15 protein-coding genes are annotated in these 14491 nt (G+C 69.6%); 6 read left to right on the top strand and 9 right to left on the bottom strand.

Going from position 1 to position 14491, the window contains the following annotated elements:
* Window positions 1–102: 102 nt before the first annotated feature.
* Window positions 103–2655: a bifunctional FO biosynthesis protein CofGH gene (locus ACA511_RS07905; protein WP_375023391.1), complete on the top strand. Its 2553-nt coding sequence runs from the start codon at window positions 103–105 to the stop codon at window positions 2653–2655.
* 79 nt (window positions 2656–2734) lie between these two features.
* Window positions 2735–3739 (top strand): substrate-binding domain-containing protein, encoded by a 1005-nt coding sequence (locus ACA511_RS07900; RefSeq protein WP_375023390.1) that lies wholly within the window; start codon window positions 2735–2737, stop codon window positions 3737–3739.
* Here the strand turns inward: ACA511_RS07900 and ACA511_RS07895 are convergent, their stop codons facing one another.
* The 6 genes from ACA511_RS07895 to ACA511_RS07870 all read right to left on the bottom strand — a co-directional run bounded on the left by ACA511_RS07895 (window position 3740) and on the right by ACA511_RS07870 (window position 8311).
* Entirely contained in the window at window positions 3740–4684 is a 945-nt protein-coding gene (locus ACA511_RS07895; protein ID WP_375023389.1) for a LysR family transcriptional regulator, read from the bottom strand.
* Between the two features lie 290 nt (window positions 4685–4974).
* Window positions 4975–5760: a DNA-3-methyladenine glycosylase family protein gene (locus tag ACA511_RS07890; protein ID WP_375023388.1), complete on the bottom strand. Its 786-nt coding sequence runs from the start codon at window positions 5758–5760 to the stop codon at window positions 4975–4977.
* 365 nt (window positions 5761–6125) lie between these two features.
* Window positions 6126–6332, bottom strand: a complete 207-nt coding sequence (locus tag ACA511_RS07885) for a DUF397 domain-containing protein (protein ID WP_375023387.1) — start codon at window positions 6330–6332, stop codon at window positions 6126–6128.
* 20 nt (window positions 6333–6352) lie between these two features.
* Window positions 6353–6847, bottom strand: coding sequence for a DUF5753 domain-containing protein (locus tag ACA511_RS07880; protein ID WP_375023386.1), 495 nt, complete (start codon window positions 6845–6847; stop codon window positions 6353–6355).
* A 373-nt stretch (window positions 6848–7220) separates the two neighbouring features.
* Window positions 7221–7445 (bottom strand): DUF397 domain-containing protein, encoded by a 225-nt coding sequence (locus ACA511_RS07875; RefSeq protein WP_375023385.1) that lies wholly within the window; start codon window positions 7443–7445, stop codon window positions 7221–7223.
* Window positions 7442–8311, bottom strand: a complete 870-nt coding sequence (locus tag ACA511_RS07870) for a helix-turn-helix domain-containing protein (RefSeq protein WP_375023384.1) — start codon at window positions 8309–8311, stop codon at window positions 7442–7444. The genes ACA511_RS07875 and ACA511_RS07870 overlap by 4 nt, the downstream gene beginning before the upstream one ends.
* Window positions 8312–8504: 193 nt before the next feature.
* Here ACA511_RS07870 and ACA511_RS07865 point away from each other — a divergent pair, with 193 nt between their 5' ends.
* On the top strand, window positions 8505–9263 hold the full coding sequence (locus ACA511_RS07865; protein WP_375023383.1) for an ATP-binding protein: 759 nt from the start codon (window positions 8505–8507) through the stop codon (window positions 9261–9263).
* A gap of 91 nt (window positions 9264–9354) precedes the next feature.
* Entirely contained in the window at window positions 9355–9597 is a 243-nt protein-coding gene (locus tag ACA511_RS07860) for a hypothetical protein (RefSeq protein ID WP_375023382.1), read from the top strand.
* A gap of 170 nt (window positions 9598–9767) precedes the next feature.
* Here ACA511_RS07860 and ACA511_RS07855 read toward each other — a convergent pair whose 3' ends face one another.
* Genes ACA511_RS07855 through ACA511_RS07845 form a run of 3 tightly spaced genes read right to left on the bottom strand, consistent with a single transcriptional unit; the run spans window position 9768 to window position 12584 of the window.
* Window positions 9768–10874, bottom strand: coding sequence for a hypothetical protein (locus ACA511_RS07855; protein ID WP_375023381.1), 1107 nt, complete (start codon window positions 10872–10874; stop codon window positions 9768–9770).
* A 13-nt stretch (window positions 10875–10887) separates the two neighbouring features.
* Window positions 10888–11958 (bottom strand): endonuclease/exonuclease/phosphatase family protein, encoded by a 1071-nt coding sequence (locus ACA511_RS07850; protein ID WP_375023380.1) that lies wholly within the window; start codon window positions 11956–11958, stop codon window positions 10888–10890.
* Between the two features lie 23 nt (window positions 11959–11981).
* The gene (locus tag ACA511_RS07845; protein WP_375023379.1) at window positions 11982–12584 is read right to left on the bottom strand and encodes a M15 family metallopeptidase; all 603 of its coding nucleotides are present in this window, start codon (window positions 12582–12584) and stop codon (window positions 11982–11984) included.
* A gap of 355 nt (window positions 12585–12939) precedes the next feature.
* Here ACA511_RS07845 and ACA511_RS07840 point away from each other — a divergent pair, with 355 nt between their 5' ends.
* Window positions 12940–13641 (top strand): hypothetical protein, encoded by a 702-nt coding sequence (locus ACA511_RS07840; protein WP_375023378.1) that lies wholly within the window; start codon window positions 12940–12942, stop codon window positions 13639–13641.
* A 148-nt stretch (window positions 13642–13789) separates the two neighbouring features.
* Window positions 13790–14485 (top strand): response regulator transcription factor, encoded by a 696-nt coding sequence (locus tag ACA511_RS07835; RefSeq protein WP_375023377.1) that lies wholly within the window; start codon window positions 13790–13792, stop codon window positions 14483–14485.
* Window positions 14486–14491: the final 6 nt, after the last annotated feature.

The raw sequence follows: 14491 nt of genomic DNA, 5'->3' as shown, positions 1-14491 counted from the left end.
GGCCCAGGAATAGATCGCGGGCGGCCGGGGCTGGCCTCTGTGCGCGGCCTTCCCGGGACCCCGGCGCGGCGCGAATTATGACGATTGGCATAGAGTGCCGCCATGGACGCCCCGAGCTCCGCTCTTCGCCGGGCACTGGCCCGCGCGCGTGACGGCAAGACACTGGACCGATCCGAGGCCACGACACTGCTGCAGGCCCGCGGGGCGCAGCTCGACGATCTGCTCTCCTATGCGGCCCGCACCCGGGACGCCGGTCTGGACGCCGCAGGCCGTCCGGGCGTCATCACCTACAGCCGCAAGGTGTTCATCCCGCTGACGCGCCTGTGCCGGGACCGCTGCGGCTACTGCACGTTCGCGACCGTCCCGCACAAGCTGGACTCGCCGTACCTGAGTCCGGACGAGGTGCTGGAGATCGCGCGGCGGGGCGCGGAGATGGGCTGCAAGGAGGCCCTGTTCACGCTCGGGGACCGTCCCGAGGACCGGTGGAAGCCCGCCCGCGAATGGCTGGACGCGCACGGCTACGACGACACGCTCTCGTACGTGCGCGCGATGGCGATCCGTGTGCTGGAGGAGACCGGGCTCCTGCCGCACCTGAACCCGGGCGTGCTGACGTGGCGCGACTTCCAGCGGCTCAAGCCGGTCGCCCCGTCGATGGGGATGATGCTGGAGACGACGGCGACGCGGCTGTTCAGCGAGCGCGGCGGCCCGCACTTCGGTTCGCCCGACAAGGACCCGGCCGTCCGGCTGCGCGTCCTTGAGGACGCGGGACGCACGAACGTGCCGTTCACCACCGGGATCCTGATCGGCATCGGCGAGACCGCCGAGGAGCGCGCGGACGCGATCTTCGAGATCCGGCGGACGATGCGGGAGTACGGGGCGATCCAGGAGGTGATCGTCCAGAACTTCCGCGCGAAGCCCGACACGAAGATGCGCGACACCCCGGACGCCGAACTGGAGGAGCTGGCCGCGACGATCGCGGTGACCCGGCTCGTCCTCGGCCCGAAGGCGCGGGTGCAGGCGCCGCCGAACCTGGTCGCCGACCAGTACGCGCTGATGCTGCGCGCCGGCATCGACGACTGGGGCGGGGTCTCGCCGCTGACGCCCGACCATGTGAACCCGGAGCGGCCGTGGCCGCAGCTCGACGAGCTGGCCGGGCGGACCGCCGACGCGGGCTTCGAGCTGCGCGAACGGCTCACGATCTACCCCGAGTACGTGCGGCGGGGCGAGCCGTGGCTCGACCCGCGGCTGATCGGGCACGTCGCCGCGCTGGCCGACCCGGCGACCGGGCTGGCGCGCGAGGACGCCGTCCTCGAAGGACGCCCCTGGCAGGAGCCGGACGGCGGTTTCGAGGCGTCCGGGCGGACCGACCTGCACACGGAGATCGACACGACCGGGCGGACGAGCGACCGGCGCGACGACTTCGACGAGGTCTACGGGGACTGGGACGCCCTGAAGGAGAGGATGTCCGCCCCTCAGCGGTTCGACGCCGACGTCAAGGCGGCCCTCGCGCGCGCGGAGCAGGACCCCGCCGGGCTGTCCGACGACGAGGCGCTCGCCCTGCTGCACGCCGACGGGCCCGAACTCGACGTGCTCGCCTCGCTGGCCGACGACCTCCGGCGCGAGACCGTCGGGGACGACGTCACGTACGTGGTGACGCGGAACATCAACTTCACGAACGTCTGCTACACGGGCTGCCGGTTCTGCGCGTTCGCGCAGCGCCGGACCGACGCCGACGCCTACACGCTGTCGCTGAGCCAGGTCGGCGACCGGGTGGACGAGGCGTGGGCGGCCGGAGCGACCGAGATCTGCATGCAGGGCGGAATCCACCCGGATCTGCCGGGCACCGCGTACTTCGACCTCGCGCGCGAGGTGAAGCAGCGTGCCCCCGAGATTCACCTGCACTCCTACAGCCCGATGGAGGTCGTGAACGGCGCGTCCCGGACCGACCTGTCGATCCGTGAGTGGTTGCAGGCCGCGAAGGAGGCCGGGGTCGACTCGCTCCCTGGCACGGCTGCCGAGATCCTGGACGACGACGTCCGGTGGGTGCTGACCAAGGGGAAGCTCCCCACCGACCAGTGGGTCGAGGTCGTCACCACCGCGCACGAGATCGGCATACCGACGACGTCCACGATGATGTACGGGCACGTGGACACGCCGTCGCACTGGGTCGCGCACATCAAGCTGCTGAGGTCCATCCAGGAGCGGACGGGCGGATTCAGTGAGTTCGTGCTGCTTCCGTTCGTCCACCACAACTCGCCCATCTACCTCGCAGGGCTGGCGCGTCCCGGGCCCACGGTCCGGGAGAACGTGGCCGTCCACGCCTTGGCGCGGATCCTGTTGCACGGCGCGATCCCCAACATCCAGACGTCGTGGGTGAAGCTGGGGGACGAGCAGTGCACGCGCGTCCTGCAAGGTGGTGTGAACGACCTGGGCGGCACGCTGATGGAGGAGACCATCAGCCGGATGGCCGGGTCGGAGAACGGCTCGTTCAAGCCCATCAGCGACCTGGAGGCGATCGCGGAGCGCGCGGGGCGACCCGCGAAGCAGCGCACGACCCTCTACGGCGAGGTGCCGCCGGAACGCCTGGAAGCGTCCCGCCGCACGGACGGCATAGGCAACTTCGGCCGCCTCCCCCTCACCCCCATCTCCCGTTGACCTGCGGCGTGTTGTTGTTATGAGAGCGTCATAACAACAACACGCCGCAAGTGAACGCACGGTCCGGTATGACTGACGCGTGGACGACGAGACGCGGTCGCTGTGGCGGCGCCCGGCCGTGTGGGCGGCTGGGGCGCTGCTGCTGTCAGGCGCGGGCGGCGGCGCGTGGGCGTCCGGCCTGTTCTCCGCGCCGGCCTGCTCCGGCGCGCCGCTGCGGATCACCGTCGCGGCCCAGCCGGAGATCGCGCCCGCGCTGAGCGGCGTGGCGTCCCGCTTCAACGTGGAGAAGCACCGGGTGAGCGGACGCTGCGTCCACGCCCGCGTGGCCCCGGCCGCGCCCGCCGCCTACAAGGGGGGCACGGACGCGTGGGTGCCGGAGTCGTCGCTGTGGCTGAGCATCGCCAGGGAGGGCGGCTACACGTCCGTCCCCCTGGCGGCGACGTCGGTGGCCTCGACGCCGGTCGTCCTGGCCACGACCCGTCCGGTGGAGAAGGAGTTCCGGGACGCCGACGTCGACATCGGCTGGAGGCTTCTGCTCAAGGACAAGGCGGGCGGGCTGGCCCTGGAGCGGATCGCGGCCGACCCGAGCGCCGGCATGACCGGAACGATCGCCATGCTGGCCGTCGAGCAGGTCGACAAGGACGCCGACAGGGACGCCGACGTCGCTGAGGCGCTGCGCAAGAACGGCGGATCCACCTCGACCTTGGCCGACCTCATCGGCGCCGAACGGTTCGACCGTCCACTGGCGGTCACCACCGAGCAGGCGGTGGTCGCCTATAACGAGACCCACCGTCCGAACCCTGTGGTCAGCCTCATGCCGGACGAGGGCACGCTCATGCTCGACCACCCCTATGCCGTGACCACGAAGGACCAGCGGCGGCGTGACGCGGCGGAGGCGTTCCAAGCCGCCCTCGGCACGCGCTCGGCTCGCGACATCCTCCAGCGCGCGGGCTTCCGCGTCCCCGACGGCACGCTGACCGCCGCGTACGCGAGCGAGTACGACCTTCCGGAGAAGGCGCCGAAACCGCTCCGGCTGCCGACGCGCAAGGAGATCGACGAGGCGTTCTCGTCCTGGAAGGCGTGATCAGGGGGCGCCGCGGAGGCAACTGGGACGCCGCTCGACCAGCGCGTCCGCCGACCTCCGCAGTTCCTCCAGGACGGCCCGGACGGACGGGCGCACCTCGGCGCCGACCCTCGTCCACAGCACCATGCGGCGGTCCACCGGCGCGTCGGCCACGTCCCGGACGACGATGCCCTCCTCCCGCTCGGCCAGCGCCAGATCGGGGATCAGGCACACCGCCCCGCCCGAGGCGACCATCGCGAACATGATCAGCAGGTCGTTCGACCGGTACCGCACATCGGGCCGGAAACCGCCCAGCTCGACACACGTCCGCTCCAGCAGATCGGCGTGATTCGTCCCGACATGGCCCGTCACCCAGGGATGCTCCGCCAGGTCGGCGAGCCGGACGGGGGTCCCGTCCAGCGCGAGCGGATGATCCTCGGGCAGCGCGACCCGCATCATCTCGGTGACCAGCACCTCCGACGTCAGCTCGGGACGCCGGGGACGCGGCAGATGCGAGTACTCGTCCGTCAGCACGACATCGATCTCCTGCAGCACCAGCGCCTGCAGAACCCGGTGGAACTCCTCGTCCAGCACATCGACCACGAGCTCCGGATACGTCTGCGCCAAACGAGGGAGGGCGGGCGCGAGCACATGCAGCAGCGCCGTCTGGAACCCGACGACCCGCACCACCCCGGCGACCCGCCCGCTGGCCGCGACCGCCGCCTCCTCCGCCCGTTTGGCCTGCGCGAGCAGCGTCTCGGCGTGCTCGGCGAGCACCTCCCCCGCCGTGGTCAGCCGCAGCCGCCGCCCGGCCCGCTCGACCACCGCAACGCCGACGTCCTTCTGCAGCTGGGCGAGCTGCTGCGACACCGCGGACGGCGTGTACCCGAGCGCGTCGGCCACGGCGCCGAGCGTCCCGCGCAGCTTGAGCTCACGCAGCACCCGCAACCGTCCGAGATCCAGCATAGTGAAGCGATTCTTACACAATCCCTCCAGGAAAGGTCGCTGGACCTGAACGTTGGACCGGGTCACACTGGAGATGCGACGGAGAGGGACGGACACCCCGGCTCGACCGATCGCCCCGCGCGGGAACGCCCCTCAGCGATCCCACTGGAAGAAGAAGACCATGCTGTACGTGCTCGGCATCATCATCGCCCTCGCCGTCCTCGGCCCCCTGTTCGGCGCCGACAGCCGCGACGGCCTCGACTGGACCCCGAACAACTTCTGGCTGCGCCGCCGCGCCGCGGCGGACCCGGTCAGAAAGACCGGTAGTCCCGAACGGCCAAGCGGGGGCCGCGCCTCGGCGGGCGCCTCCCGGACGATTCCAGCAGCCGGGTGACCCGGTACCGATGACCGGCGTAGGGCTCCAGCAGTTCGAGCATCCCGGCGTCGTCCACCTTGCGGCCCGCCAGCGCCCAGCCGACCAGGCCGGGCAGGTTGTAGTCGCCCACGGAGACGGCGTCGGGATCACCGGCCGCCCGCTGCCGGATCTCGGCCGCCGTCCAGACCCCGATACCGGGCAGCGACCTGAGCCGCGCCTCCGCCGGATCCTCCTCCAGCCGCTTCGCGACCCGCGCGGCCCCGATGATCGTCCGGGCCCGGACGGCCTCCAGCCCGGACCGGTGCCACTCCCACGAGGGAATCCGGACCCACACCTGCGGCGGCGGCGGAACCCGCATGTGCGGCGCCCCCGGCGCGGGCTCCCCGAACCGCCGCAGCAGGTACCCCCACCCGCGCCACGCCTCCTGCGAGAGCACCTTCTGCTCCATGACGGCCGGCACGAGCGCCTCGAACACCCGCCGCGACCTCCCGATCCGCAGCCCCGCCCGCTTCGCGGCCTGCTCCCGGACGACGTCGTGCCGCGCCACCAGCTCCTCCGGCGCGTCATCGACCCCGAGTAGCTCGGGCACCCCGTCCAGCAGCCACTCCGCACCCGCTCCCCACGCGGTGGCCTCGACGACGTCCCCGCTCAACCGAAGCCGCAACGTCCCCGGCCCGTCCGGCGTGTAGGACGCGCGCCACACGGAACCGTCCCGCTCCACCCGGCACGCCGGATCATGAAGCCCCCGCTGATGCGGCGAGACCGTGCCGAGCAGATCGAGCGGCCAAGGCGGCCGCCACTCCCGAACCCGGCCGGGGAGACGCCCAGCGGTCTTCTCCCCGGCCGCACGGCCGGACGGCACCAGAGCCACCGACCACCCACCGTCCACTCGACGTCCGCACTTCGCGCTGCCCGCGCCCAGTGTGCCACCGCCAGGCAAATCCGAGTTCACCGGCGAGATCCACGGCGAAGCAGGCCACCGTCCACCCCACGACACCACAGCCCGAAGTGCGCGCCCCCTACCGCCGCGCTGCCCAAGCCCCACGCCGCACCTCAGCGTGAGGTACGGCATGCGATGAGGAGAGATCAGAGGTCGTACGCGCCCCGCTTGATCTGCGACACCATCGCCGCCCACACGTCCCGCTCCAGGGACAGGACGTCGCCCTCGGGGTCCTTGGAGTCCCGCATGGCGTTCACACCATCGAGGAGCGCAACCTCCACGCACTCGCCACCCGAACTGCCGCTGTGGGAACTCTTGCGCCACACCACGCCACTCAAGGCAGGTTTCTCCATTACGGGACCTCGTCTCTGCGTCATACCAGCTCCGCGGCTGCCTTCTGGATCAGAGCGACCGACTGCTCCGGGCCGAGCGCATCAGCGCGGAGAGCGTCGAACGTCAACTTATGTATCTCGATCTCCGCCGCCTTGTCCATCATCACCGATCCTGCACGGTTTTCGACGTACACGTACTCGGCGACCGCGGCCTCCCCCAGGTCCAGAGTCACCAGAGTGAACGCTCCGCTGACTGCCGGGTGCGCACCACAACTGAAGGGCAGGATCTGGAGCTTGACGTTGCGCTGGCGTACTTTCGCCACCAGAGCGTGGAGTTGCTCCGCCATGAGCTCAGAACTGCCCACGATCCGATGGAGCACTGCCTCACTGAGCACGGCCCAGTACTGGACGGGCTCGTCGCCTCCCAAGATCGCCTGGCGAGCAAGCCGGGTTCCGGCTTCAAGCGGCCAGCGTTCGCGGGCGTCCACATCGGGCAGCAAGTGGCCGGTGAAGGTGTCAAAGGACGAGGTCGTCAACGACGCCGATCCGCTCGTGCGGAGTGTCCGGATCGAGGAAGTGTTCGCTCGCCTTGTTCAGCAGTGGGTGAGCTTTCTCGTCCAGCGGAGCAGAAGCCGGCGGGACGGGCAGGCGCAGATCCTCGCGCAGGCAGCGGAGGGTAGGGCGGACCGGCACTACTCCACTCGTCCCAGTCGCCGACACCGCCGAGTTGCTCGATCCGCTCGGGCGACAGGCCGGTCAGCGCGGCAACACTGGAGGTGAGCGAGCCGTCCAGCACCTTCATGGATTCGATGAGGAGGTCCGCGGCCTGCGTGATCAGCTCATCCGTTACACGCACAACACGCCGCTCCTCGACACGAAGCACACGGTACGACGTTTGATCAGGTTGGCTCAGAGGTCATACGTGCCCTGCTTGATCTGCGACACCATTGCCGCCCACACTTCCCTCCGCATGGCCAGGACTCCACCTTCGGGGTCCTTCGAGTCCCGAACCAGGTGGCGCGTATCGCGGACGCAGGTCTCGACGCAACCGTTCGCGCCCTCGCTGTGGCTGCTCTTACGAAAGACAGTCCGGTGAAGACAGAGACTGGACACTTTGTCCCTCCATGTGCTCATTGTCGCGCTAGCCGTTCGAGCATAGCCACCGACTCCTCGGGGCTCAGCGCCATGGCTGCCATCTGCTCGAACGCCAGCGAGTACGCGTGCACTTCCTTCTCGTCCTCGATGTAGAGAGCGCTCGTCATGTTCTCGACATACACCACGTTCGGGGTGAACCGTTGGGGAAACCCCAGCACGGCGAAGCTGCCTACGACTCCCGGGTGTCCACCGGCGGCTACAGGCATGATCTGAAACATCACGTGCGGCTGCTCGGCCAACTCGATGATGCGTCTGTACTGGGCACGCATCACCTCCTGACCGCCGATGACCCGTCTGAGCGCGGTCTCGTCCAAGATTGACCAGAGTCGCGTGGGATCTTCCCGCTCCACCCACGCTTGCTGTCGCGCCATGCGGGCCGCGACGCGACGCTCGACTTCTGAGGCCGGCGAGAAGCGCATCAAGATCGACTTAGCTACGTGGTGGGTGTAGTCCTCGGTCTGCATCAGGCCATGCACGAGCCCCATCGTGTAGGAGTTGAGCCACTCGGCTTCAGCCTCCAGCCCCATGTAGGTGGCATAGTCCGCGGGCAGGCTGTTCTCATAGACGTCCCACCACCCACGCTGCCTGGCCGTACGAGCGAAGCGGGCGAGCCCGTCCAAGCGGGGTCCGCTCACGCCGTAAAGGGTCAGCATCTGCTGGACCTCGCTCACGGTGACCCTGCGGATCGCGTTCTCGATCCTGGACAGCTTGGTCTTGCTCCAACCAAGCCGTTCAGCGGCCTCTTCCAAGTTCAGCGTCGTCGTAGATTCCCTGAGCCTTCGCAACTCACTGGCGAGGCGGCGCTCACGAACGCTGGGTGGCCTGCTTGTCATGTGATCGAGCATGCCCGCTGAGTAGTCACGCCTCAAGCCGTTTGAAAGAAGCTTCCCGAAATGATCTTTAATTTCCTCCTTGAAACAGTTGCGACCATCGCCTCGAGGCTCGCATTATGTGTTCCGAGACACGCAACAGAGGGTGATCTAAATGTCGCTTTCTGTATCAATTGCGGCGATAGTCGCGCGGAGGAGGTAGGTCTCGATGGAGGTCAAGGGGGCGTGGGGGCTGGTGACCGGGGGGTTGTGCGCATGGCGGCTGCCCGGGGACGAGAGCGGGCCCGCGATGGCGCGGCGGCTCGTCCGGCAGACGATGTCCGAACTGGCGCTCGACCGGGACGTCATCGAGGACGGCAGGCTCGCCGTGTCCGAGACCGCGACGAACGCGCTGCGGCACGCCAAAGTCGGGCGGGGTGACCGGCCGCCCACCCCGCCGGAGCTGTGGATCTGGGCGCGGACCGTCCCGTCCCCGCAACTCATCGTCTCCGTCTTCGACGGCGCGCGAACGACCACACCGCACAACTCCGGAGCCGGGCTGCTGGACGAGCACGGCAAGGGGCTCGAACTCGTCCGCCAAGTCACCGCCGCCTGGGGCAGCACCCCGACCCGCTCCCGGGTCGACACCACGTCCGTCCCCGGCAAGACCGTCTGGTTCGCCCTACCGCTCCCCCGCGACTGGCCCGGCCTGCACTACCGCGTCCACCCGGGAACCGCCGCACACCACCTGCTTCTCAACCTCACCCGACGCGGCTTCGAGGGAAAGCGCAGCACCACCGACGACGGACTCTCCGTCCTCGTCCTCTCCAACCTCAACGTGTGGGTCCACCGCCGCACCTTCTGCTGGTGGTCCACCCCCCACCGCTACCTCCGCCGCCCCCTCATCGACCTCCAGGAAACAACCGAGCTCCTCGTCCACCACCTCGAAACGACCCTCACCCCCGCTTACTCCCCCGCCTCGCATTGAGCCGGGCGATCGCCCGGCCGGGGCACCGCATCAGAGTGAACTGCCCTTGGCCTTCATGGGTCCCGACAAGTCGAGGAGCAAGACACAGACGTTGGGATTCTCCGTCCTGGCCGAAGACCGGCCCGTCCCCGATGAGCTCGTCGATTACTTCGGCGACGGAAACCGGTCCGCCTACCTCCGCGCGACCTACCGCGTCATGAAGACGATCATGCTTGCCGAGCAGCTTCGCGATCTGCAGGCATACGGGCAGCGGCGCACCGCCGAACTCGGGATCGAACCCGCCGACGTGCCCGACCGCGTCCGGGAGTTCCTCAAGGGCAAGGACGGCGCCTGACCATGCCGGCCTCCGTGGTCTACGACTTCAGCGTGCTGGTGACGGCGGCGGCCACCGGCGACAGCCCCTTCCCCGGGTAGCCGTCCGCCTCCGCCGACCGTTTAGGCGTCACACCCGGCGCCGCCGCTGACCGGCCTGCCGGGCCGTGTTCACGACGGGGCGGGTACCTGTCAGGGGCCGGTGCTCCAGTGGTAGAGCGCGTCGCGGTCGTGGGTCAGCCAGGTTCCGTCTCCGAGGGGCACGGCCGGGCCCGGGTCGGCGGCGTGGGCCCGATCGGCATAGGCGATCATGTCGTGCGAGCGTCCGAAGGCCGCCAGCCAGTGGCTCGACGGCCGCCAGCGCTCCGCTCCGAAGATCTCGACGTCGCTCTCGTCGTAGTCGTCCTCCACCGCGAGCAGTAGGACGCCCTCGCGCAGGAGGCCGCCGGTGGAGCCGGACAGGTACGGACGGATGTGCATATCGGAAGTCAGCAGATCAGTGCAGGCGACCACAGTGACCGGGGCCGCCCCGTCAGGGCCGTGCCACCGCACGTCGGTGGTCTCGCCAGCGTCGCTCCGCCCGACGGTGACGAAGCCCGAGCCGGCCGGGTCGGCATCCAGCAGTTCACGTTCCACAGCGGGCGAGAGCACGCCATCGCGGCCGACCCCGAACGTCACCGCGGCCGCGCCCGAACGGACGCCCACGGCAACCGGCCGTCCACCTGCGTCCAGGGCGAGCCCCACGGAGAGGTGACGGCCGCCGATCGGCACCGCCAGCCGGTCGACGACCTCACCCGCGACGCTCAGCGACTGCAGGCGGAGTCCCGCCTCGGCGGGGACGGCCAGCCACAGTCGCGGTTCAGCGCCAGGCGGCTGCACCCAACGCGCATAGCGCACCGGGACGCCCTCCGAGCTCCCCGCGGATCGCTCCCACAGCAGCGTCCCGTCCGGCTTGACGATCCGGTAGGAATGCTCGTCCACCAGGGCCGCGTGTGACAGGTCCGGTGCCACCGGGCCGGTTCCGACGGTCGGCCGCCCGCGTACTTCTCCGGGAAACACTGCGGCGGGCTCCGCGAGGCGACCGCCGCCGGCCCTCAGCTCATGCACCACGAGCCCGTCACCGGTCCGGACGATCAGACGCGGCACGCGGCCCGCCCGGTCGATCACCGCCGATCCGGTTTCGAGCTGCCCGGCGTGACCCGTCCGGTACACCCCGATCAGGCGCGGTCGAATCACCACACCGGCATCACTCCCGAGCAGGTCTCGGCCATGGCGCGCGAGGGCCTCGTCCTCGCTCACCTTGGCCCCTATTTCACCAGTTGATTCCGGCTACGACCGGCAGGTGATCGCTGCCGGTGGACGGCAGCACCCGCGAGTTCACCGGTTCGACGCCTCTGACCAGGATCTGGTCGATGCGCGCCACCGGGAACGCCGCCGGCCAGGTGAAGCCGAAGCCGTTTCCGGCCGTTTCCTGGGTCGAGCGCATCCGCGAGGTGAGGGCGGCGAACGCGCGGTCGTCCATGGTGCCGTTCAGGTCGCCGAGCAGCACCACCCGCTTGTTCCGCTCGGCGGCGATCGCGTTGCCGAGCGCCTGCGCGTTCCTGTCGCGGTGGACCGTCCAAAAACCATGCTCGGCATTCACGCGTGCGGAACCCAGGTGGGCCACGTACACCGCCAGCGGCCCGTGGTCGGTGGCCACCGTGGTGCGCAGCGCACGGGCGTCGCCCCTCTTGACCTCCTCGGGCTTGGTGGCCGCCAGCGGCCCGTAGTCCGTCTGGATGTCGACCGGCCGGGTGTCCGACAGCGGCAGCCTGCTCCACAGCCCGACCGTGCCCAGTACCGCGTGGTACGGGTACGTCCTCGCCAGTTCCTTCTCGTACGCGCCCCGTGCCTGCTCGGTCAGTTCCTCCAACGCCAGCACGTCCGCGCCGGACGCGGCCAGGTCGCGGGCGGTGCCGGCCGGGTCGGGGTTGTCGGCGCCGACGTTGTGGCTCGCCACGGTCAGATCGCCGCCCGGCTGGGACTTGCCGCCGAGCAGGCCGCCGAACAGGTTCAGCCACACCACGACCGGCAGCAGCAGCGCGGCCACCGCTGAAGCGGACCGGCGCCACAGCGCCGCCACCAGCAGCACCGGGACGAACAGGCCGAACCACGGCAGGAACGTCTCCACCAGGCTGCCGAGGTTCCCGATCCGGTTCGGGATCCACGCGTGCAGCAGCATGAACAGGCCGAGCAGCGCCGCCAGCGCGGCGAGGACCGGGCCGCGCTTCCAGGGCCCCGGCCGGAAGCAGGAGCGGATCGCCCGGCGGACGCCCGCGCGCCGATCACCGGAGGCGGTATCACGGCCGCCGACACCGGTCTCCGCCGTGTCCGCCTGTGTCATCGTCTGGCCTCGCTCGCTGCCGGTCACTGCTTCATCCTCGGGTCCTGGGTGGGGTCGGCATACATGCGCGGGCACCCGCGATCCATCGCGGTGGCGCGCAGTTCGTAATGCCAGGGTTCGTTCCTGTAGATCTGGCACAGCCCGTATCCGGCACCGTGCTCGGACAGCCACGCCGCCGCGTCGGAGTGCCCGATGTCGACCGCGTCTCCCGACACGTGCGAAGACGTCGTCGGCGTGGCCACCCATCGGGCGGCCTCGTCCTCGGACCCGTACTTGGAGATCGCGTCGCGAAGAAGCCGCTTCTGGTACTCCGGGGAACGCCAGCCGCTGTTGACGTAGAACGTGACGCCGTCGTCGGCGGCGTCCGTCGCGGCCCGGCGGAGGGTCTTGAGCAGGTCTGGGTCGAGGTCGGCCACAGCCGGGTATCCGTCATCGAACACCGTCACGCCGTCGGGGACGACGCCGTCGGCCTTGCCGGGCACGCCACGGCGCTCACTGCGAGGAGCCTTCGAGGGCGGTGCCGCCAGGAAGGACGACGGCGGTGCGGGCGAGGAGGTCTCCACGGGCGGTGAGGGCGAGGACGAGTTCTGCGGCTGGTAGCCGAGGGCTGCGGCCGCCGCCGCCATGACGACTATCAGACCTGCGACGAGGAGCCGGCGGACCCGGCGGGTCCGGCGGGTCGATGGCAGAGTTCGCGCTGGTGGTGGGGTTCGGCTCATGCCGCCAGTCAAGGCGGCGGGGTGTTGCCGGGACGTATGCGGTTTTCGATACGCCGACGATATGCGCCGGCTCGTAGCCTAAAGAGCATGCGAGTGCTGATCGGGGGGCGAGCCCTACAAGGCGGAGACCGTCCGCAACGGTAACGGTGCTGCGCGGACATGATCTTGGCATGCCTGTCCTACCAGGGGCATCACACCTGCCCGCACCGGGACCCCGCCGCAGATCATTTCGCTGAGAGACCACAGTTTCCGAGAGGCAGGAATGACGGAACCGACACCGTACGAGCGCCGCTGGCTGGACGTATTCGACGAGCTGCGGCACTGCTCCGATCCCGACTTTCATATGACCTGGGATCATCAGGGCCCGCTGGCCGCGGAGCCTGCAGATGCGCCCAGCGCCTTCGGTGCGCTCGCGCAACAGGACGGAGTACTCCTCGCCCCGGTCCTTCAGGAGTGTTTCCTGCGCTTCGACGGCCTGGGCGCCTGCTGGGGGTACGGCGACGAAGAAACGGACCCGCTGTTCGCGGGGGAATTCAGTCTCTCGCCCCTGGCACAGGCGATCCGTAAGCAGCCGCCCGTCGAGCGCTATCCCGACCCGTCACCGGAGCGGCTGGAACTACTGGCCGAACTCCGCGACTTCGACGGAACGCCCATGGGCGGAGTGGGATCCGTCTCCTCCCTCAGAATCAAGCAGGGGGGCATGCACAACCCGGAGCTCTGGTTCAGCGACGGTGAGCTCGGCGTTCAACGTATGGACGTCGACCTCTGCGGCTACCTTGACGCGCTGCGCGTCACCAAGGGCACATACGGCTGGCAGTACCTGTTCACCGACGTCTCCTTGGCGGAAGAGGACCACGAAGTGACCGTCGATTTCCTTACCGAAATGCTTGCCGTCTTCCCCAATCTGTTCCCCACCCACGACTACGAGCCGCTCAGAGCGCGACTCGCCGAGCGTCTCCGCTGAGCCACACGGACAGGAACCCGTGACCCGTTACGCCGACATCACCCGAGCCGCACTGCTCATCCTGCCAGCCAAGGCTGGCGGGGTGTTGCCGGGACGTAGGCGGTTTTCGATACGCCGACGATATGCGGCGGCTCGTAGCCTCGAAGGCATGCGAGTGCTGATCGTTGAGGACGAGCCCTATATGGCGGAGGCGATCCGCGACGGCCTGCGCCTGGAGGCGATCGCGGCCGACATCGCGGGCGACGGCGACACCGCCCTGGAAATGCTGAACGTCAACGCCTACGACATCGCGGTCCTCGACCGCGACGTCCCAGGACCGTCCGGCGACGAGATCGCCGCACACATCGTCGCGTCCGGCAGCGGCATGCCGATCATCATGCTCACCGCGGCCGACCGGCTCGACGACAAGGCCACCGGGTTCGAGCTCGGCGCCGACGACTACCTCACGAAGCCCTTCGAACTGCAGGAGCTCGCGCTCAGGCTCAGGGCGCTCGACCGCAGACGGGCCCACAGCAGGCCCCCCGTGCGGGAGATCGCGGGCCTGCGGCTGGACCCGTTCCGCAGAGAGGTCTACCGAGACGGCCGCTACGTCGCGCTGACCAGGAAGCAGTTCGCCGTGCTCGACGTCCTCGTCGCCGCCGAAGGCGGCGTCGTCAGCGCGGAGGAACTCCTGGAACGGGCGTGGGACGAGAACGCCGACCCGTTCACCAACGCCGTGCGCATCACCGTCTCGGCACTGCGCAAGCGTCTCGGCGAACCCTGGATCGTCGCCACCGTGCCGGGCGTCGGCTACCGCATCGACACACCGCCCGAGACCGGACGTGAAGGAGCGGAGCGTGGATAGGGCGCC

It is taken from the genome of Actinomadura sp. GTD37 (assembly GCF_041951365.1).
Taxonomy (GTDB): Bacteria; Actinomycetota; Actinomycetes; order Streptosporangiales; family Streptosporangiaceae; genus Spirillospora.
This window is presented reverse-complemented; position numbering and strand designations above follow the sequence as displayed.

Excerpts from the sequence above, each read along its gene's own strand:
- ACA511_RS07850 (WP_375023380.1), bottom strand. The coding sequence starts at position 11,958 with ATGACACAGGCGGACACGGCGGAGACCGGTGTCGGCGGCCGTGATACC.
- ACA511_RS07835 (WP_375023377.1), top strand. The coding sequence starts at position 13,790 with ATGCGAGTGCTGATCGTTGAGGACGAGCCCTATATGGCGGAGGCGATC.
- ACA511_RS07865 (WP_375023383.1), top strand. The coding sequence starts at position 8,505 with ATGGAGGTCAAGGGGGCGTGGGGGCTGGTGACCGGGGGGTTGTGCGCA.
- ACA511_RS07895 (WP_375023389.1), bottom strand. The coding sequence starts at position 4,684 with ATGCTGGATCTCGGACGGTTGCGGGTGCTGCGTGAGCTCAAGCTGCGC.
- ACA511_RS07875 (WP_375023385.1), bottom strand. The coding sequence starts at position 7,445 with ATGAGCACATGGAGGGACAAAGTGTCCAGTCTCTGTCTTCACCGGACT.
- ACA511_RS07870 (WP_375023384.1), bottom strand. The coding sequence starts at position 8,311 with ATGCTCGATCACATGACAAGCAGGCCACCCAGCGTTCGTGAGCGCCGC.
- ACA511_RS07840 (WP_375023378.1), top strand. The coding sequence starts at position 12,940 with ATGACGGAACCGACACCGTACGAGCGCCGCTGGCTGGACGTATTCGAC.
- ACA511_RS07845 (WP_375023379.1), bottom strand. The coding sequence starts at position 12,584 with ATGGCGGCGGCGGCCGCAGCCCTCGGCTACCAGCCGCAGAACTCGTCC.
- ACA511_RS07885 (WP_375023387.1), bottom strand. The coding sequence starts at position 6,332 with ATGGAGAAACCTGCCTTGAGTGGCGTGGTGTGGCGCAAGAGTTCCCAC.
- ACA511_RS07905 (WP_375023391.1), top strand. The coding sequence starts at position 103 with ATGGACGCCCCGAGCTCCGCTCTTCGCCGGGCACTGGCCCGCGCGCGT.